Source organism: Candidatus Aminicenantes bacterium (genome assembly GCA_011049425.1).
GTDB lineage: Bacteria > Acidobacteriota > Aminicenantia > UBA2199 > UBA2199 > UBA876.
This window is the reverse complement of record DSBM01000118.1, coordinates 1-18,591: the sequence shown is the minus strand read 5'-3', so window position 1 is coordinate 18,591 and position 18,591 is coordinate 1. Positions and strand designations below refer to the sequence as shown.

The following is an 18,591-nucleotide window of genomic DNA, read 5'->3' as shown; positions in this document are numbered from 1 at the left end:
CATGGGCTGAGGCAGGACGGCCGAAGGTAAAATGATGCCCCGGATTACATCCCAAACAACCACCGGGGTCATTTTAGTCCGCCGAAGAACACCGAAGTGGTGAGCGGTGACCTGTGCCCTCTGAATATTTGTGCCCGAAAGGGCACTCAACTGCAGTCTTTCCCATTTTTCAATAAGAATAACTTCCAAACCCACACAAAATGGAAGAGAACCCAACTTCCCTTTTCCTTTAAACTGAATTTGCCAGTACGGGCCTGTTGACGTACAATCCTGGTTTCAAACCCTGATTCAACAGAACCGATAGGAGCGCGCGTGAAGCCGGAATCACCAGCCCTTTCCCGCCGGAGATCGCCGTTGTTGCCGGTCATCCTGATCACGGCTTCCGGCACGTTGACCCTGGGCGGATACGAAATGGTCCGCTCCGCGGCGGCGTCGATCTTCCTGGCCCACCACTCCGCCAATCGCCTCCCTGAAGCCCTGATGCTGGTGCCGCTGGCCATGTTCTTGTTGACCTGGATCTTTTCGGTGGTGTTGCGCCGCATCGGCCCCGGGGCAACCTATCTCTCCACCCTGGTGCTTTCCGGCCTCGTGTTGATTGCGGCCACCGAGGCTGTCCATAACCACGTCCCGGGTGCGCCTTACCTGTTGTACGTGTTCGCCCAGGCGTACATCGTGCTGATCGTGGAACAGGTATGGGCCTTTATCAACAGCCGCATCCGGCCAGGTGAGGGCAGGCGCTGGAACGGACCGATCATCGCCGCCAGCACGCTGGGCTCGATATCCGGCGGCCTGGTGACCGGCCGATTATCGGTCGGCCTGGGTTCGGAACGGCTCGTGATCATCGCGGCCGGACTTACGGCCGCGAGCGCCGTCCTAGGCCGGCTGGCTTTCCATATCCCGGGACCGCGGCCACGGCCGCAAAAGACCGAACCGGGGCGGTTTTCCGACCACTTCGCCTGGGACCTGTTGCGCCGTGACCCCACCATCCGCCGGTTGACCTGGATGGTCATGGCCCAGCAGGCGGTATCCGTACTGCTGGACATCGCGTTCCATCGCGCCCTGCAGCAGGCCATGCCCCTGCAGGACCCGCGCACGGCTTTTCTGGGGTACTTCTGGGCCGGGGTCAACCTGCTTTCCCTGGTGCTGCAACTCGGCGTATGCCCCTGGCTCCTGTCCAGGACGGCGTTGCGAAAAGTCCACGCATCCATCCCGTTGCTCTACGGCAGTGTCGCGCTGGCGGCGGTTTTCTTTCCCCTGCTTTCCATCCTGGGCGCAGCGTTTTTCCTTTCCAAGACCGTGGATTACTCGGTGTTCCGCGCCGCCAAAGAGGTACTCTACATCCCCCTGTCTTTCCAGGCCCGCTACCGCGCCAAGATGACGGTCGACGCGCTGATCTACCGCTCCACCAAGGGGGTGGTCTCCGGAGCGCTTGCGATCGCCGGCCGTACCCTGGGATTTCTACCCCTGCGCCTCTACCCCCTGCTGGCGGTGATGGTGTGCGTCGGCTGGAACCGCTCCACCCACGGCCTGCCTGAACCGTCCCCAGGTTCTGATTCAGATTGAAAACAGCCATGAAAGGAGTTCCATAAACGGCACTCGAGAGGCACACCGGATCGCCGGGAGTAACCCGATTGACCTGAAGCTTTATTGTGTCCAATTTTGTTGTCCCATAAAAAAAGGCTTGAAAAGCGGATCGTATTCGGGTAGACTCCCGCGCGGACAACATGGCCATGAACATCCGCGCTGACGCCGGGAAATTCTGGAGGCGGTTTTCGCTACCGCAGAAAACCGCCATGCTGTTTTCCTGCGGATTGGCTTGCGGCTTGTTTCTCTATTTCAACGTGTACGCAAACACCCCCTACTACCTGTCGGCTGAATCACGCATGTGTGTGCAATGCCACGTGATGGAAAGCCAGTACGCCACCTGGAACCACAGCGCCCACCGCCAGTACGCCCAATGCGGGGACTGCCACCTGCCCCACCACAACCCGGTTGCCAAGTACGCGATCAAGGCCCGCGACGGCATGAAAGACCTGACCCTGTTCATGCTGAGGATGGAAGCAAACATCCCCCACTCCACGGCTTCCACCAAGGAAATCATCCGCGGAAACTGCCTGCGCTGCCACGAAAAAGCCATGACTGACGTGGATCCGGGAACCCATATCGACGGCAGCGAGCGGCTGTGCTGGAATTGCCACCGCGATGTGCCCCATGGTCGCACCCGCGGACTGGCATCCGTGAACCAGCCGGGCGCGCAACTAATAACAAAGCCGGTTCCGGCCTGGCTGAAAGTAAAATTGACGCAAACGGAGTGAGTAATGAGTGAAAAACGCAATCCGTCATGGCTGTTCTGGCTGATTTTCGCAGGCGCCGTGGGCGCGGCCTTTGTTTTGGGTTTGTTGATCTCCACTTACGCCGAACGCCGGGTGGAAACCCAGATGGTCTACAAGCCCCAGGTCATGATCAACGAATTGGAACCCCGCAGCCGAATCTGGGGGGAAAACCACCCCAGGCAATACGAATCTTACCTGCGCACGGAGGAATCATCGTTCAAGAGCCGCTACAACGGCAGCGCCGAAATCGACATGCTGGAGGTCGACCCGCGGCTGGTGGTGTTGTGGGCCGGCTACCCGTTTGCGGCCGACTACAAGCAGGGCCGGGGACATCGCAACGCCATCACCGACATCTACGATACCCTGCGTACCGGCGCCCCGGACGGTGCGGGCAATGACCCCATGCCCACCACCTGCTGGACCTGCAAAAGCCCCGATGTACCCCGCATGATGAAACAGGAGGGCATCACCGCCTTCCATACCGGCAGGTGGTCCCGCCTGGGGCCCGAGATCGTCAACCCCATCGGTTGCGCCGATTGCCACGACCCCGAAACCATGAACCTGGTAATCACCCGGCCCGCCCTGATCGAAGCGTTTCAGCGCATGGGCAAAGACATTTCCAAAGCCACCCACCAGGAGATGCGTTCCCTGGTCTGCGCCCAATGCCATGTGGAATATTATTTCGACAAGCGGCTGGACGGCAGTGAATACCTCACCCATCCCTGGGATAAGGGCATGTCCGTGGAAAGCATGGAAGCCTACTACGACAAACTGGAATTTTACGACTGGACCCATACGCTCAGCCGCGCTCCCATGCTCAAGGGACAGCATCCCGATTATGAAATCTACACCAGCGGCGTACACGCCGCCCGCGGAGTTGCCTGCGCGGATTGCCACATGCCCTACACGGTCGAAGGCAGCCAAAAATTTTCCGACCACCACGTGCAGAGCCCGCTGAACAACGTGGCCAATTCCTGCCAGGCCTGCCACCGTGAAGAGACTGAACAACTGATTGCGGATGTGTACGAACGCCAGGAAAGGATTATTCAAAACCGTGACGCCCTGGAAAAACTCCTGGTCCGCGCCCACATGGAAGCGGCAACCGCATGGGAAAAAGGCGCCTCGGAAAAAGAGATGGCCGATATCCTGACCCTGATCCGTCACGCCCAATGGCGCTGGGACTACGTTGCGGCCAGCCACGGTGCTTCGTTTCACTCACCAGTGGAAACCGGCCGCATCATCGCCACCGCTATCGAGAAAGCCCAGGAGTGCCGGGTGAAACTGGCACGTGTGTTGACGCGTTTGGGCGTCACAGGAGAGATCCCCTATCCCGATATCGAAACCAAGGCCCGGGCCCAGCAATTTGTGGGACTGGACATGGAAAAACTGACGCGGCAAAAAGCAATGTTCAAGCAGAAGATCCTTCCCCAATGGCTGGCCGAGGCTGAAAAGCGTGAAAAGCAATGGGGAAAAGAGATCCGCTGATTTCACCCGCTTAATGACCTTCACGGCGGAATCATCATGCGCGCAGACGAATCAGACCGCTCCCTGACCCTGCTCAGCGGTTTTCTGTGCGCCGGGATCGTAGCTTTTTCCGGCCTGGCCCTCGATCTGGTTTCCAAGGCCAGGCTGGCTGAAATCATCACCGTTCCCGTGAACCGATACGCATGGGTTGCTTTTCTGTTTACCTGCTTTGCGCTGGCGGCGGTCCTGAAAAAAAATGGGGTGACCCGCAGATCCAACTGGATGCCTTTGGCAATCGGCGCGATCGGGATTTTCGCCTTGAGCGGTATCATCCAGGGCTTCTTGCCTCAGGCGGCCGCAGCCAAGATTCAACCCGGCATATCCACGGTTTTGTACAGTCACCTGCATTCCTGGACGTTTGCGTTTATTCAGCTTTATTTCCTCTTGATCCTGGGAATCAGCATCGGCGGACGCGTGTATCGCGGCAAACCCCGCAATGCCGTCTTTTTTCTGATGCATGCCGGCTTGCTGCTTTCTCTGAGCGGCGGCTGGTTCGGCGCCCCGGAGTTTCAGCGACTGCGCCTTACCCTGCTCCAGGGCCACCATGTGTGGTACGGCGTCAATCCGGAACACCGTGAGGTGGAACTCGATTTTTCTTTGCACATGCTCGACTTTAAAATTCAATTCTATTCCCCCAAATACGTGATTCACCAGTCCCGACCGGGCGACAAAAACAAGGCAAAAGCCCGCGGCCTGGAGCCCGGCCGCCCCGTCAAGGTGGATGGATACACAATCGTGCTGGAGCGATATCTTGAAAATGCCGCGGCTACGACGGTCGGGTTCAAAAAGAGCCATGACCCCCAAGCCGTTCCTGCTGCGCTGGTAAAAATATCTCACCCGGATTATCCGCAAGACCGCTACGGCTGGGTCAGTTGCGGGGGACCTGCCCAACCGCCCGTTCGTCTCTTGCTTGAAAACGGCTGTCAACTCGCCATGCTGGAACCGCAGCCCCGCATGTACACCACCACCGCGCAACTGGTGAGCAGGCAGGGCGCCAACCGCAAAGTAGAAATCCGCGTTAACCACCCGGAAAAAGTCAACGGCTGGCACCTGTACCAGGCCGGCTATAAACAAAACCCCACAAACGCGACAAAGCTCAGCATCGTGGAAGCGGTTAAAGACCCCTGGCTGCCGCTGGTGTACGCGGGGATCTATTTGATGCTTCTCGGCGCGGTGATCCTGTTCCTGCAGGGCGTGAAACGAAAATGAGGAGCATCGCGTCCCACCCGGCATTGTTCATCGCGGCGATTCTCTGGATTTCCGCCCTGATTTTTTACCGGGGACCGCTGCGCAGATCCAGGCATCGCGCTTACGCGCTGTCACTTGCCGGAAGTATCGTGCTGGGCTTTTTCCTGGTTTTTCTATGGTTCAGGCTGGGGCGTCCGCCCATGCAGACCCTGGGGGAAACCCGGCTCTGGTACGCGTTTTTCCTCGTGATCGTGGGTATTCTCTCCTTTCACAAGTGGAAGTTTTCCTGGTTTATTCCCCTGAGTACGGTAATCGCGCTGGTTTTTTTACTCTTCGACATTTTCCGGCCGGGATACTTCGATAAGGCGATGATGCCGGCGCTGCAGAGCCCCTGGTTTGTTCCCCACGTCATTTTGTTTATTTTTTCGTACGCGATCCTGGGCGTGACCGCCCTCATCTCGTTGCGCGAGTTGTGGTTCGATTTCAAAAAGCGTCCCATGTCCACCGAATCCCTTGCGGCCGTGGACAACCTGGTCACCGCCGGACTGTCCTTGTTCACCGTGGCCATGCTTTTCGGCGCGCTCTGGGCCAAACAGGCCTGGGGGCATTACTGGACCTGGGATCCCAAGGAAACCTGGGCGCTGATCACCTGGATGGTATACAAAATCTACCTGCATTATCGCCTGCACCGGCCACGCAGACGCCGCGCCGCTTTCCTGGTGCTGTTTTCCGCTTTCCTGGTTCTGCTCATCTGCTGGTTCGGCGTCAACTACCTGCCTTCCGCCATTACCAGCATCCATACTTATTAAAGGTTGGAGAGTTGGAAAGTTGGAGGGTTGGAGGGGAAAGGCTATTTTTCGTGAAAGACCCAGACTCCGTCCCACTCCTCAGGCGGATTGTTCAACAGTTGTCGGCACCGTTCCAGAAACACCCCCGCAACCGCATCTTTACCGGCAAGTCTTGAAAAAATCCGGGCGGCCGACTCAAAACCACCGTTAAAATAACGTTCCAAAGCGGTTTCGAAATCGCGAAAAGCCTTAATCTCTAGAGCGGAAAAATCATCTGTTTTTCCAATCAGTTCATAGATTTCCTCTGCTTCGGTTTTGCCCTTGACCTTTACCCGGTCCAGTTTGCGGAAAAGCAGGTCGTTCGGAATTCCACGGGCACAGTTTTCACCCATGGCGATCTTTGTACCGTAAAACTTGTTGACACCCTCCAGGCGCGAAGCGAAATTGACCGCGTCACCGATCAAAGTATACTCGAACTTACGCTCGCTGCCGATATTTCCGGCCACCGCGGCGCCGGAGTTCAAGCCGATGCGCATACTGAACTCCGGCCAACCATTTTCACTGAATTCACGATTCAAATTTTGCAGTTCCTTTTGACACAGCAGGGCGGCCCGGGCCGCCAACTCACGCTGATCGGGTTGCGGCAATGGGGCCCCCCAGAAAGCCATCACGGCGTCGCCCTCGAATTTATCCACATACCCGTCATGCGCCAGGATGATGGTGGTCATGCGCTCAAGATAGCGGTTCAAGAGCAAAACGACCTCTTCCGCGGACAACTTTTCTGAAAGCGTGGTGAACCCGGCCAGGTCCGAAAAATAGATGGTTACGGGAACTTTCTCACCGCCGAGCTGTAATACTCCCGGATCATCCATGATCCTGTCCAAGAGCTTTTCAGAAACGTAATTTTTGAAAAGGTTCTGCACAAAGATCTTTTCGCGCCGACTCTGGCTGTAACCGCGATAGCCATTGTAAGAGCCGATGGCGACAAACAGCAAGGCAAAGGAAAGCAGGGGTAGTTGCCGGCCGGCGACAAATAACGCCAGGTTGGAACCGGCCAGAAGTACCAGGAAAAAAAATATCATCCCCACTTCTTTCGTAAGCGAAGAAATTTGCAACAGCAGCATGTGCAACAGCAGCCCCGTGAGAAAAAGGGCGAAATGGGTCCAGAACGCCGGCAGTGGCTTAATAAAATCGCGGCGCAGCAAGTTCTCCAGGCCGTGCGCCACGATCTCGTATCCGGTGCCCTTGCTGTCCAAGGGATAGGGCCTGAAATCGAGCAATCCGGAGGCGGTCGCGCCCACGATCACGATCCGGTCTTTAAAGAGCGCCGGAGAAAGCTGGGGCTCTTCGCCCTTCTGCAACTGCAACGCGGACTGAATGACCGCGGCGGCATTATAGGTTTCAAAACTGTCCTTGGTATAGAATTTCAACGCGACCTTGCCATCATCGTCCAGCGGCACCTGCAGCGTGTCCCTCTCCAGATCCGTGGAAGAGAGAATTGCCAGGGGAAAGGACGGGTAGGTTTTTCCGCGATAGCAGAAATAGTGGCGCAATCTTCGGTACAAACCGTCTTGTTCCGGCTCCTGGTTGACCGCGCCGATTCCGCGGCAGGAGTTGAGCAACATTTCGATTGGAGTCCGCACGCCGGAGTATGTCTGGATCTCCATAGCCGGAGGGTTTTTTAGAGCGAACCTGGAAATTAATGGACCTTTCCCGCTTTCAGCGGTAAAAATCACGGGGAAAAGCACGTTACCGCTTTCACGTACTGCGTCGGCGAAAATCCGGTCTTCACCTTCGTATAGGCTTTGCTCGGCAAAAATAATGTCAAATGCCACCGCCCGCGATTGGGTCAGCAATTCCAGCATACGGGCGTAAAATGAGCGCGGCCAGGGCCAGGGAATGTTAAAATTCTCGCGGTAGAACTCCAGGCTGTAGTCGTCGATACTGACCAGTACAACATTGGAATCCACTTTTTTGGCGAAGGTTACGAGTTTCAAGTCGTAAACCGCGTTTTCGAAATCCGTAAAAAAAAAGTGAAAGAACAATTCAACCGCGATAAAGACCAACAGAAAAGCCGGCAACGACCTCAGCTTCGACATAACTCCCGGATCCGGGTGAACCGCTCTTTCCTTTTCTGATAGCCGGCATTGATCTCGGGCTTGGCAACCGCGGATTTAAGGTATTCAAGGCGCTTGGCGCAGGAGGGATGTGCGGAGTAGATCCCGGCTTTTTTTTCTTCACGCTCATGCAGTTTCTCAAGCAACGACACAATTGCCGCGGAGTTATACCTGCACTTTTCCAGCAGTTTAACCGCCGCCAGGTCGGCTTTCTTTTCCTGGGAGCGGGAATACCCCTTTTCCAGCAGCGTGTTGGACACATCCGTAACCATATTGCGGAAAAGCTCAACCGTTTCGTTGCTTCCCGAAGTCAATTCAGCGGCGGTTTTTATGGCGAAACTTTTCATACGGTCGGATTTGATCGCCTGAGTGGGGTCCTTGGAAACAATGTGGGAAACTTCATGCGCCAATGCGGCCGCGAGTTCATCCTCATCTTCGCAGACCTCAACCAATCCCCGTGTAACGAAAATAATCCCCGAAGGTGCGGCAAAGGCGTTGACCTCATCTGTGTCCAGCATGGCAAACCGGTATCCCAGAAAGGTCTGGGGGCGGTCGGAACGCAGGGCGATAAAGGTTCCGAGTCTGGCCAGGTATGCGGTGATCTCTCTGTTTCTGGAAAGCTTGTAACGACTGAGGATGGTGGCGCCAACGGCACGCCCGATATAGTATTCCTCTTTTTCATTTATCTTGCGCTGGGCTTCCACTCCTTTCTTGGTGATATCCACGGCTTTTTTCAATTTTTTCAAATCAGTGGCGCTTAAAACGACTGAGACCGAGACAAGCATAAAGACAAAAAACTTCAGCCGTTTCATTTCAAGCCTCCTTCCGAAGCGAACTTTCGCAACTCATCCACTGTGACGGCAATGCCGATCATCCAGTCCAGGTCCGTGAAGTTAAATCCCCTGGCGCGCCGGATGCGGCGCTCGTTCTCTTCGGAAAAACCTTTGGCGGCCAGCGCCACTTCCTTTTCCGACACCCCGGTTTTTGAGGTCCGGGAAGCAAGAATCGACTTTTTGCCTCCGCCGAAAACCGAATTGTGCAGATATCCCTGTTTTTCGCCGGCTTTTACCAAACTCCAGCTATCTTTTTGACTCTGAATCGATACCACGGTCCCATAAGCCAGGGTACAAACCCTGGAAGCCAGAAAATCCGGCTCGGACTGCAGATAGGCTTCGCGCACAACGATCACCCCGTCCTTGGCTGCCAGAGAGAAACCGCATACCAGGACCACGAACAAAAAAAGCTTTTTGCCCTTCATGGCGCCTCCTTTCCGCTTGCCCCGCCCATGGGAATCAAACTTGATTCCCTGTCAGCCACGATGCGGGAATCGCTCTCCTGCCCGGAGAAATTATAGTACCCCCGACCCGAAAACTCAATGGAAGTAACCGGGAAACCTGGAAAAGTACAGTGCAATGGAGTTGAGCAATTTGCGGAAAGGGGAAACTGTCAAGAAAAACGGAAAGTCAAAAAAGCGGCACAAGAAGCCGGCGACAAGAAAACCGGGCTGCGAACAACGCGTTGGCCTCAAGTTCGTAAATTTCTGCGATCTCTCGGCTTGATTCGCAGTAGGTTGCGAAATCCGGGAGCTAAATGTGCGTTTTCGACACAATGTCACCGGGCTCGATATGGATATAGATAATGGTTTCCCGGCCGAATGCATTTCGCAAACGATCTTCCGCAGTTTGTGATATCGCGTGGGCGGCGGACAGGGAAAGGCGCGCGTCCACGTCCAGGTGCAGGTCGATCACCATGCGCGGGCCCACCCTGCGGGTACGCAATTGGTGAAGGTTCATGGCCCCGGGAACACTTTGAATGATTTCCAGGATCTCTTTTTCCACGTCGGGCTCAACTGCCGCTTCCAGCAATTCATTACCTGACTCTTGGAGGATCCTCCACGCGGCAACCAGTATCATTCCCGCCACCACCAATGCGGCCAGGGGATCAAGAATTCGTCCCCGCTCTCCGAGTAGCATGGCCCCCAGCACGCCGCTCAAGGTGGCCACTGAAGAGAGGGCATCGGAGCGGTGATGATAGGCATTGGCCATCAGCGCGGGGCTGTCAATGCGCCGGGCCTCGCTTCGGGTCCATTGAAACAAACCCTCTTTCACCAGAATCGACAACGCGGCCGCAATCACGGCTACCAGCCGCGGCGGAGCTGAAACGCTTCCTTTCAACATATCCAGTGCCGACGACATTGCGGAAACCGCAATGCCCAGGCCGGCCAATCCCAGCAGCCCCCCCAGAACCAGTGTGGCCAGGGCTTCGTATTTGCCGTGACCATAACGATGGGTACGATCTTCCGGCCGAGCGGCAAGGCGCAATCCGCCAATTACCACGAGATCGGACCCAAGGTCTGAAAGCGAATGCACCCCGTCCGCCACCAGCGCGCGGCTATGGCCCACAATTCCCGCTGCGAACTTCATAAGTGAAAGCAGGATGTTGCCCAGTGCCCCCCACAAAGTGACCCTGATTCCACCCTGCCTGCCGGTATCGTTATTTGTGTTGTCATCCCGCATACACCCATTATAACCCAGATGGGTGCCCGTGGTTATCGCCTGTGCGTGTTCGCAGAAATCCGCGCCCGGAAAGCAGGCCTTGGCTGGCCTTCCGCCATTTGAAAGCCTTACTCAATGGGGATATACGAGCTTCCAGCCAATTATAAATCCAGTTGGCACAGGTATTGCTACTGTATTGCGAAACCAAATTTAGGAGGTTGTCATGACCAAGAAAATGATTTTGATCAGCGTGATCGTGGTTGGATTAAGCGTTTTCCCCCTGCTGGCCCGTTGGCACAGTGGCAAACATGGATGCGCATGCGGAACGACTGCAGAGAAAGCCGTCACCTTCATGGGAACCGTTCAGGAAGTGGTGAACTCTAAGGATGGAAAGGGCCGTTACGCCGATGGTATTCACTTAATGATCGCCGAGGGCGAAAAAAAGCACGAAGTTCATCTCGGCCCGCGTGAATGGCTGGATAAGCAGGACTGGAAACCGGCCAAGGGCGATGTCGTGAACGTCAACGCCTACACCTGCACATGCCGGGGCGACGATGCGCTGATGGTTAAAAAGATTCAAAAGGGCGATCAGGTTCTCAGCCTGCGCGGCGATGACGGCCGGCCCATGTGGAACCTCAGCCGTGATGGCGGACGAGGCAAGGGTCACAGAGGCAAATCCCGTCGCGGAAACGCCGGTTGCAGAGGCTGTTCCGGCTGTGGAGCGCGCCGCTGACTCGCAATTAACTCTTCCGGGTTCCGGTCTCATTGACAATGGGATCGGAACCCGGGTATTCTCATCATGAGAATAATGAAACCCTTCGCTGTCTTGTTTCTGATTTCCCTGTTGCTGGTCCCCGTTGCGGCCCAGGAAAATCAGCACCCATGCCGCCGCAGCAAAAATCCCTGGCGGCATTACCGCGTCAATACCGTTACCCGCATCACGGGGGTTGTCAACGCTGTATACCAGCGTGAATGCTACTTTCACCAAGCCATGGTCGTTCTGGAAATCATTACCGCTGAAAAAAAAGTCGTACTTGTTGAGACCGCCCCACCCGGTTTCCTCGAAAATCCACCCGCCCGGGGCGACAGCCTGACGGTTACGGGCGCATGGCTGCAGACCCCGGAGCCACCCGCCCTGATCATGGCCCGCCGGCTAACCTGGAACAAACGCACGGTTGAGTTGCGTGATCCCTACGGGTTCCCCTTGTGGCGGCAACAGCGGCGGAGGCAGAACAGACATGGGCGCGGGTAGATGCCCAAAAAGAAACGCACGCAACTGTTGTTTTTGACCATCACCTTGCTGGTGTTATCTGCGCTGGTTTTGTACATGAACCGCGTCAACCGCATCCAACTGCAACATCAGATCGAAGCCATTACCCGTGGAGAAGGAGCGGCCCTCAACGAGCTCATGCAGAAAGCCGGCGCATTGCTGGCGGAATCAGGCCATGACGTTCTGGAAAATTTCCTTCAGCGCCTGGCACGCATTCCCGCTGTCGTGTACGCGGGCATGTACCGAAATGATGAACTCTATCATCTGTATACGCGTTATGAAGGCTATTTTCCCGTCTCCACAAATCTGCCGGAACTGGCGCTGCTGGAATCCCCGCTGGGTCAGATACTCAATATCCGCAGCCGCTTCAGAGACAACAGCGGAAACAAATGGACCATCCACCTGGGCTTTCATTCAGATTACCTGGATACCCTGAACCGCAACGCCAGGAAAGGGCTTCTGGTTCAGGCGTTCATCATGTTGTTTTTTATCGCCACCATTCTGGTGTTGATCACCTCGTTTGATCGCCGCCATTTCCGCCACCGCATGGAGTTGGAGCGGGAACGGGAATCGCGGGAACGGCTGGAAGAGCTGGCCCTGTTTTCCGCGGAAATCGCCCACGAGATCAAGAACCCCTTAAACTCGCTGGCGTTGACACTGGAGGTTATACAAGGGCGCTTGAAAGAACACCCGGATGATCGTTCCGGCAGATACATCAAGGCCGGCCGCGATGAAGTGCGGCGCATCACCGGCATCCTGGAATCCTATTCCCGTCTTTCCAGGCCGGTCAGACCGGTTGCGCAAAGGGTAAACCTCGCTTCGCTGCTCAAGGACCTGCAAACCGCACTGGAAGGCGAAACTTTCGCCAGGAGAGCTTCATTAGAGATGCCGGCATTGCCCCGGTTGATGTTCGAACTCGATCCCGACCTGTTGCGACAGATACTGAGAAACCTTATCCAGAACAGCCTTGAAGCGGGTTCCTCCAAGGTAAAACTGACCGCCGCGGTTAAAAAAGACTGGCTGCATATCGCCCTGGAGGACAATGGCGAAGGCATCGATCCTGAACTCCAAGAAAAAGTTTTTCAACCCTACATCTCGGCAAAAACCAAGGGTACGGGTCTGGGCCTGTTCGTAGCCCGGAGACTGGTTACCGCCATGGGCGGAGAAATCCGCCTGCATGAGTCGCGACCGGGAAAAACCCGTTTTTGCATTCGTATCCCCAGAGGAGAAATCAGTGAACGTTGATTACCAGGTTCTCGTGATCGAGGACGAAAAACTGGCTGGAGAAGTCATCCGCGACCGGCTGGAAGAAGAGGGATACCTCACCCGTCTCTGCACCACGGCCCAATCCGCCCTGGATTACTTTCATGCCCACTCGATCGACCTGGTTCTGCTGGACTACCGTCTGCCGGACGCGGATGGCCACCAGGTCCTGGCTGAACTCAAGGCAACCAATCCCATGGTTCCCGTCATTGTGATGACCGCTTACAGTTCGGTTGAGAAAGCGGTCTCCATGCTCAAGGCTGGGGCCCACACCTACCTGACCAAGCCCCTGGAAATGGAATCCCTGATGCATGAAGTCCGACGCGCACTCGAGCACATTACACTGAAGAGAGAGAACCTGCGCCTGGCGGAAACCCTTCAGGAACGATACACCCACCCGGACTATGTGTTTCAATCCGCGGCCATGCAGCAGACCCTGAACACGGCGCTGCGGGGGGCCGCCTCTCAGGCCAATGTATTGATTACGGGAGAGAGCGGTACCGGCAAAGAGGTCATGGCCTTTATCATGCACCACCATTCTTTGCGCCGCAACGGCCCCATGGTCCGGGTCAACCTCTCCGCCCTACCGGAAACCCTGGTGGAAGCCGAGTTGTTCGGATCCGTCAGGGGCGCGTTCACCGGGGCCGTCACCCGGCGCGGCCGCTTTGAAGAAGCCAGTGGCGGAACCCTGTTTCTGGATGAAATCGGTGAAATGCCCCTCCCCATCCAGGTCAAGCTTCTGCGCGTGATTCAGGACAAAGAGATTACGCGCCTGGGCTCCAATGAAAACATCCCCGTGGATATCCGCCTCATCACCGCCACGAATCGTGACCTGGAAAAAGAAGTCTCAGAAAAACGCTTTCGTGCTGATCTCTTTTTCCGGCTGAACGTGCTCCACATCGATTTGCCCCCCCTGCGGCAACGCAAAGAAGAGATCCCTTCCCTGGTCGATCTGTTTATCCGCAAGTTCAACATACGGGAAAACAAATCGATCAACGGCGTTTCCCGTGAAGCCATGGACCGGCTAATGAAATACGATTTCCCCGGCAATATTCGCGAACTGGAAAACATCATTGAGCGCGCAGTCGTCCTGGGCCGGGGCAAAACCCTGGTTTCCGTGGATCTGCCGCTTTTTCTGACACCGGAAAACGAAAAAGCCGCCGCCGAAGAAAAGCAGGGATCATTGGCGGAAAGAATCAAAACGCTGGAAACCCGTGTTATCCGTGATACTTTGCAGAAACATGGTGGCAACCAGTCACGCGCGGCTGAGGAATTGGGAATATCCGAGTCGGGGTTGCGGTACAAACTCAACCAACTGAAAATTTCCCTGACAAGTACAAAAAGCTGAAACTCCCTTGACAGATCTCTGAAAAATGGCAGTATGGGACGAGGACCAAGGAGGCTATCATGACTCTCGTCAGGGCCAATTCGATATTATCGCTGTTGCTGATGTCGCTATGTATGCCCGGCATGGCGAACGATGATCCCCGTGCCCGGGAAATCGTGCAGCGCATGGACGAGCTTTACCGCGCCGATTCAAGCGAAACACTTATGCAGATGATGATCACCACCCCAACTGGGAACGCACGCTGAAAATCCGCGCCTGGAGCCGGGGAACAAACAAAACCTTTCTGCGCATCCTGGAACCCCGCAAAGAACGGGGAATGGCCACCCTGCGCGTGGGCAATGAGATGTGGAACTACCTGCCCAAGACCGATAAGGTCATGAAAATCCCCCCCTCCATGATGATGGGTTCCTGGATGGGATCGGACTTCACCAATGACGACCTGGTCAAAGAGTACACGTTCCTGCAAGACTACCACTTTGAAATGGCCGCAATCCCCGATCCCCAGCCCGGTTTGCTGTATGTAAAAAGCATACCCCTTCCCGACCGCCCCATTGTGTGGGGGCACGTGATCACCGCGGTCCGGGAGGAAGGCCTGATGCCGAAATGGCAGGAGTTCTATGACGAAAAGGGGAAACTCATGCGCCGCATCGATTTCTCCGACATACGATCCTTTGGCGACCGCACCATCCCGGCCGTCATGACCCTGGTTCCCCTGAACAAGGAAGGGCACCGCACCGTGGTCCGATACCTGGAAGCCGCATTCAACGTTCCGGTAAGCAACGACACGTTTGCTTTGCGCAACTTGAGAACACGCAAGTAAACAGCAACCCGGCCAAGAGGTCAGGCATGATATTGAAAATGGCGTTCCGCAACGTGTTTCGCCGGAAACGCCGCTCCCTGCTGACCGCACTCAGCATGTTCGGAGGCTTTGTTCTGGCCGCGTTCTTTATTGGGTTTCCAGACGGCAGTTACAACCACATCATCGATGCCTTCACCCGCACCCGCCTGGGACACATCCAGATACACCACCACGAGTACCTGGAAACCCCGTCCCTTTACCGTACCGTCGACAATCCCGGCCGCCTGGGCGACATCCTGGATAAAACAGAGGAAATCGAGAACTGGACTCCCCGCCTCTATTCCGCCGGACTGGCCGCGGCGAAAGAAAAAAGTGCGGGAGTACGCATCATCGGCGTTCATCCACAACAGGAACACCGCACAACCGGGTTCGGCAACCGTATCGTGGAAGGCAAAAGCTTCTCTTCCTCCACGGCCAAGGAAACCATAATCGGCAAGGGCCTGGCCAAGCTGTTACATGCCGGGATCGGCAATGACATCGTTATCATCAGTCAGGCCGCGGACGGCTCCATTGCCAACGAGCGTTATGGCGTGGTAGGCATTCTGGACTCGGGAAACGAAGTAGATGACCGCTCCGCTTTTTACCTGCCGCTCAATGAAGCACAGGAATTACTGGTCCTGGGAGAACGGGTTCATGAAATCGCCATGGTGGTTACAAAACTGGGCCGGGTGGGAGCCATCACCCGCAACCTGCGAACCCGCATCGGTTCATCCGAAATTCAAGTGGCCCCGTGGCAGGAGTTCGCCGAATCTTTTTACAAGGCGATGAAAGCCGACCAGGAAGGCATGTGGATCATGTTGCTGGTTATTGTACTGGTAGTGGCCGTGGGAATCCTGAACACGGTGCTCATGTCGGTATTGGAACGTCAACGCGAGTACGGCATGTTGCGCGCCGTGGGCACCCGGCCCGGTCAGATCGTACGCCTGGTACTGGCGGAAGTGATGATTTTGGCCGCGTTCTGCATTGCGGCCGGAACGCTCGCCGGGTTGCTGATCAACCACGTTTTTTCTCTTAAAGGCATCCGCTTTGCCGATGCCTTTACATACGGGGGAATGGCTTTCGAAACCATACGCACGGAAATCAACCTGCGCAGTTTTACCATTCCCACGGCAACCGTGCTGCTGTCTGCGCTGCTGGTCAGCCTGATTCCCGCTCTGAAAGCGGCCCATACCGACCCGGCCCGCTCCATGCGTATACATTAAGAGAGGAAAAATGGGATTCTACTGGAAACTCGCCTGGCGCAACATCTTGCGCAACAAGCGACGCACCTTCATCGCTTCCGTAACCATCGGCATCGGCCTGGCTTCGCTGATCTTTACCGATGCCTTGATTATCGGCATGAAAGACTCCCTGATCCGTTCCACCACGTCATCTTTTTTGGGTGAAGCCCAGATCCACCACGAAAACTACCGCCTGAGCCGGGAAGCGGAACTCGTCATCAAAAACGCCAGCCAGGTGGTCAACCAATTAGAGAAAGATGATTCCGTGGCCCATTTCGCTTCCCGCACGCAGGCTTTCGGCATGCTGACCTCCCCGGCAAACGTCCAATCCGTTCTGTTGGTGGGCGTGGACCCCGAACGGGAACGCCGGCTTTCCCAGTTTGACGACGCCCTGACAAAAGGTGACCGGCTTGATAAGGAGAGCCACGGACTGGTGATCGGCAGCAAGCTGGCGGAAACCCTGGAAATTGACCTGGGAGAGCGCGTGGTCATGACGGTCGCCCGAGTGGATGGAGGGGACCTTTCGCAGGAAATGTTCCGCGTATCCGGTATCTACCATTTCGGCATCCGCGAGATGGATAGCGGTTTCGCCCTGGTGCCCATTGAGCGGGCCCAGCAAATGCTGGGGTTAGAAAGAGAGATCCATGAAATCGCCGTGCGCTTTCACAATATGCGTGACGCGGAAAACCCGGACCTGCCTTTCTGGAAACGCTATTCCGTTGGAGGGAACGAAGCGGCGGGATGGCCGGAACTGATGCCGGAGATGAAGAACGTCCTGGACCTTACGGATTTCAGCATGTTGATTATGGCTTTGATCCTGGCCGGTGTGGTGGTGTTCGGCATCATCAACACGCTGTTCATGTCTATGTATGAACGCATGTTTGAATTCGGGGTGTTGCGCGCCGTGGGCACACGGGCCGGCGGCATTCGCAAGTTGATCGTGCTGGAAGCCCTGGCATTGGGACTGGTCAGTACGGTGATCGGCGTTCTGCTCGGCCTTGCCGTCACCGCCATTGTATCCCATACAGGTATTGATTACCGCGGCATTGAGATGACCGGGGTTCACATCCGGGAAATCATCTACCCCGTGCTGCGGGGCATGCAATTTGTCAAATATCCCTTGTGGGTGATCCTATTCTGCACCCTGGTGGGCTTTTATCCCGCGTGGGTGGCCGGGCGCATGCAGATCGCTTCCGCCCTGCGCAAAAGCCTCTGAAACATGGAAATGGAGCAAAACATGAACCGGAATGATTTTATTGTGGCAACCCGGGACGTAACCAAGACCTACCACGACAACGGCGTGGATGTTCACGCTGTTCGCGGCATCGATCTCACCATAGAAAGCGGCGAATTCACCGCCATCGTGGGGCCGTCCGGATCCGGAAAGACCACGTTTCTCAATATTATCTCCGGCCTCGACGAGCCCAGCGGCGGCAAAGTGTTTCTGGACGGTAAAGAGTTGTCCTGCATGCGCGGGCGGGAGTTGTCCGACTTCCGGCGCGACCATATCGGTTTTATTTTTCAGTCTTACAACCTGGTTCCCGTGCTGCGGGTGGAGGAGAATGTGGAATACATCATGATGCTTCAAGGTGTTTCCAGACCAGAGCGTCACCGCCGCGTAATGGAAATTTTGGATGCCGTGGGTCTGGCCGGCATGGCCGACCGGCTTCCCACGAAACTTTCGGGCGGCCAGCAGCAACGGGTGGCCATCGCCCGTGCCATGGTGTTCAGGCCGCGATTAATCCTGGCGGATGAACCCACGGCCAACCTCGATTCCAGAACCGGGACCGGCCTGCTGGACATGATGCGTGAACTGAACGAAAAAACCGGTATGACGTTTCTTTTTTCCACTCATGACCGCATGATCATGAAGCGCGCCCGACGGGTCATTACCTTGCATGATGGTCTTATCGCCGAAGACGAGCGCCGCGACCAGCAGAGATAATCGATGCAGAAATTGGCGGTGATGGTGTTGATTTCACTCACCATTTCCACCTCGATGCATGCTTCGCGTATCCGGGGATATGTAAAATCCTTTGCCCTGACCTACTCCCTGCCGGAAGCCCTTTCCCTGGATGAGAACAACCCGCCCCTGGGACTGGTCGCCAACCACCTGCGCCTCACCTTTACCACCCGCTTTTCTCAGAAAGTGAGCGTGGAGGCTGCCTGGGACCTCTCCCCCACAT

The 18,591-nt window shown here is 56.0% G+C and carries 19 protein-coding genes; 15 read left to right on the top strand and 4 right to left on the bottom strand.

Features of this window, described 5'->3' with window-relative positions:
* Window positions 1-312 precede the first annotated feature (312 nt).
* The 5 genes from ENN40_07810 to ENN40_07790 all read left to right on the top strand — a co-directional run bounded on the left by ENN40_07810 (window position 313) and on the right by ENN40_07790 (window position 5,854).
* A complete protein-coding gene (locus ENN40_07810; protein ID HDP95249.1) occupies window positions 313-1,563 on the top strand; it encodes a hypothetical protein in 1,251 nt (416 codons plus the stop codon).
* 161 nt (window positions 1,564-1,724) lie between these two features.
* Entirely contained in the window at window positions 1,725-2,315 is a 591-nt protein-coding gene (locus ENN40_07805; protein ID HDP95248.1) for a cytochrome c nitrite reductase small subunit, read from the top strand.
* Between the two features lie 3 nt (window positions 2,316-2,318).
* Window positions 2,319-3,818 carry an ammonia-forming cytochrome c nitrite reductase gene (nrfA, locus tag ENN40_07800; GenBank protein ID HDP95247.1) on the top strand — a complete coding sequence of 500 codons (1,500 nt, stop codon included), beginning with the start codon at window positions 2,319-2,321 and terminating at the stop codon, window positions 3,816-3,818.
* A gap of 36 nt (window positions 3,819-3,854) precedes the next feature.
* A complete protein-coding gene (locus ENN40_07795; GenBank protein HDP95246.1) occupies window positions 3,855-5,066 on the top strand; it encodes a hypothetical protein in 1,212 nt (403 codons plus the stop codon).
* On the top strand, window positions 5,063-5,854 hold the full coding sequence (locus ENN40_07790) for a cytochrome C assembly protein (GenBank protein ID HDP95245.1): 792 nt from the start codon (window positions 5,063-5,065) through the stop codon (window positions 5,852-5,854). The genes ENN40_07795 and ENN40_07790 overlap by 4 nt, the downstream gene beginning before the upstream one ends.
* A 41-nt stretch (window positions 5,855-5,895) precedes the next feature.
* Here ENN40_07790 and ENN40_07785 read toward each other — a convergent pair whose 3' ends face one another.
* From ENN40_07785 to ENN40_07770, 4 genes are all read right to left on the bottom strand, one after another.
* Entirely contained in the window at window positions 5,896-7,932 is a 2,037-nt protein-coding gene (locus ENN40_07785) for an adenylate/guanylate cyclase domain-containing protein (GenBank protein ID HDP95244.1), read from the bottom strand.
* Window positions 7,920-8,762: a peptidase M48 gene (locus ENN40_07780; GenBank protein HDP95243.1), complete on the bottom strand. Its 843-nt coding sequence runs from the start codon at window positions 8,760-8,762 to the stop codon at window positions 7,920-7,922. The genes ENN40_07785 and ENN40_07780 overlap by 13 nt, the downstream gene beginning before the upstream one ends.
* Window positions 8,759-9,208, bottom strand: a complete 450-nt coding sequence (locus tag ENN40_07775) for a hypothetical protein (protein HDP95242.1) — start codon at window positions 9,206-9,208, stop codon at window positions 8,759-8,761. Before ENN40_07775 ends, ENN40_07780 begins: the two co-directional genes overlap by 4 nt.
* A gap of 328 nt (window positions 9,209-9,536) precedes the next feature.
* Window positions 9,537-10,466, bottom strand: a complete 930-nt coding sequence (locus ENN40_07770) for a cation transporter (GenBank protein ID HDP95241.1) — start codon at window positions 10,464-10,466, stop codon at window positions 9,537-9,539.
* 202 nt (window positions 10,467-10,668) lie between these two features.
* Here ENN40_07770 and ENN40_07765 point away from each other — a divergent pair, with 202 nt between their 5' ends.
* The 10 genes from ENN40_07765 to ENN40_07720 form a co-directional block, all read left to right on the top strand.
* Entirely contained in the window at window positions 10,669-11,178 is a 510-nt protein-coding gene (locus tag ENN40_07765; protein ID HDP95240.1) for a hypothetical protein, read from the top strand.
* A 75-nt stretch (window positions 11,179-11,253) separates the two neighbouring features.
* Entirely contained in the window at window positions 11,254-11,697 is a 444-nt protein-coding gene (locus ENN40_07760; protein ID HDP95239.1) for a hypothetical protein, read from the top strand.
* Complete coding sequence (locus ENN40_07755) at window positions 11,698-12,960, top strand: HAMP domain-containing histidine kinase (GenBank protein ID HDP95238.1); 1,263 nt, start codon at window positions 11,698-11,700, stop codon at window positions 12,958-12,960.
* The gene (locus tag ENN40_07750; GenBank protein ID HDP95237.1) at window positions 12,893-14,326 is read left to right on the top strand and encodes a sigma-54-dependent Fis family transcriptional regulator; all 1,434 of its coding nucleotides are present in this window, start codon (window positions 12,893-12,895) and stop codon (window positions 14,324-14,326) included. The genes ENN40_07755 and ENN40_07750 overlap by 68 nt, the downstream gene beginning before the upstream one ends.
* A 59-nt stretch (window positions 14,327-14,385) precedes the next feature.
* Complete coding sequence (locus ENN40_07745; GenBank protein ID HDP95236.1) at window positions 14,386-14,571, top strand: hypothetical protein; 186 nt, start codon at window positions 14,386-14,388, stop codon at window positions 14,569-14,571.
* A complete protein-coding gene (locus ENN40_07740) occupies window positions 14,568-15,146 on the top strand; it encodes an outer membrane lipoprotein-sorting protein (protein ID HDP95235.1) in 579 nt (192 codons plus the stop codon). The genes ENN40_07745 and ENN40_07740 overlap by 4 nt, the downstream gene beginning before the upstream one ends.
* A 26-nt stretch (window positions 15,147-15,172) precedes the next feature.
* Window positions 15,173-16,387 (top strand): ABC transporter permease, encoded by a 1,215-nt coding sequence (locus tag ENN40_07735; protein HDP95234.1) that lies wholly within the window; start codon window positions 15,173-15,175, stop codon window positions 16,385-16,387.
* Between the two features lie 10 nt (window positions 16,388-16,397).
* Window positions 16,398-17,621 (top strand): ABC transporter permease, encoded by a 1,224-nt coding sequence (locus tag ENN40_07730; protein ID HDP95233.1) that lies wholly within the window; start codon window positions 16,398-16,400, stop codon window positions 17,619-17,621.
* Between the two features lie 21 nt (window positions 17,622-17,642).
* Window positions 17,643-18,350, top strand: coding sequence for an ABC transporter ATP-binding protein (locus ENN40_07725; protein ID HDP95232.1), 708 nt, complete (start codon window positions 17,643-17,645; stop codon window positions 18,348-18,350).
* Between the two features lie 3 nt (window positions 18,351-18,353).
* A partial coding sequence (locus ENN40_07720; protein ID HDP95231.1) for a hypothetical protein occupies window positions 18,354-18,591 on the top strand: 238 nt, incomplete at its 3' end.

Excerpts from the sequence above, each read along its gene's own strand:
- ENN40_07765 (HDP95240.1), top strand. The coding sequence starts at position 10,669 with ATGACCAAGAAAATGATTTTGATCAGCGTGATCGTGGTTGGATTAAGC.
- ENN40_07755 (HDP95238.1), top strand. The coding sequence starts at position 11,698 with ATGCCCAAAAAGAAACGCACGCAACTGTTGTTTTTGACCATCACCTTG.
- ENN40_07760 (HDP95239.1), top strand. The coding sequence starts at position 11,254 with ATGAAACCCTTCGCTGTCTTGTTTCTGATTTCCCTGTTGCTGGTCCCC.
- ENN40_07780 (HDP95243.1), bottom strand. The coding sequence starts at position 8,762 with ATGAAACGGCTGAAGTTTTTTGTCTTTATGCTTGTCTCGGTCTCAGTC.
- ENN40_07805 (HDP95248.1), top strand. The coding sequence starts at position 1,725 with ATGGCCATGAACATCCGCGCTGACGCCGGGAAATTCTGGAGGCGGTTT.
- ENN40_07735 (HDP95234.1), top strand. The coding sequence starts at position 15,173 with ATGATATTGAAAATGGCGTTCCGCAACGTGTTTCGCCGGAAACGCCGC.
- ENN40_07795 (HDP95246.1), top strand. The coding sequence starts at position 3,855 with ATGCGCGCAGACGAATCAGACCGCTCCCTGACCCTGCTCAGCGGTTTT.
- ENN40_07730 (HDP95233.1), top strand. The coding sequence starts at position 16,398 with ATGGGATTCTACTGGAAACTCGCCTGGCGCAACATCTTGCGCAACAAG.
- ENN40_07770 (HDP95241.1), bottom strand. The coding sequence starts at position 10,466 with ATGCGGGATGACAACACAAATAACGATACCGGCAGGCAGGGTGGAATC.
- ENN40_07725 (HDP95232.1), top strand. The coding sequence starts at position 17,643 with ATGAACCGGAATGATTTTATTGTGGCAACCCGGGACGTAACCAAGACC.
- ENN40_07750 (HDP95237.1), top strand. The coding sequence starts at position 12,893 with ATGAGTCGCGACCGGGAAAAACCCGTTTTTGCATTCGTATCCCCAGAG.
- nrfA (HDP95247.1), top strand. The coding sequence starts at position 2,319 with ATGAGTGAAAAACGCAATCCGTCATGGCTGTTCTGGCTGATTTTCGCA.
- ENN40_07745 (HDP95236.1), top strand. The coding sequence starts at position 14,386 with ATGACTCTCGTCAGGGCCAATTCGATATTATCGCTGTTGCTGATGTCG.
- ENN40_07785 (HDP95244.1), bottom strand. The coding sequence starts at position 7,932 with ATGTCGAAGCTGAGGTCGTTGCCGGCTTTTCTGTTGGTCTTTATCGCG.
- ENN40_07775 (HDP95242.1), bottom strand. The coding sequence starts at position 9,208 with ATGAAGGGCAAAAAGCTTTTTTTGTTCGTGGTCCTGGTATGCGGTTTC.
- ENN40_07790 (HDP95245.1), top strand. The coding sequence starts at position 5,063 with ATGAGGAGCATCGCGTCCCACCCGGCATTGTTCATCGCGGCGATTCTC.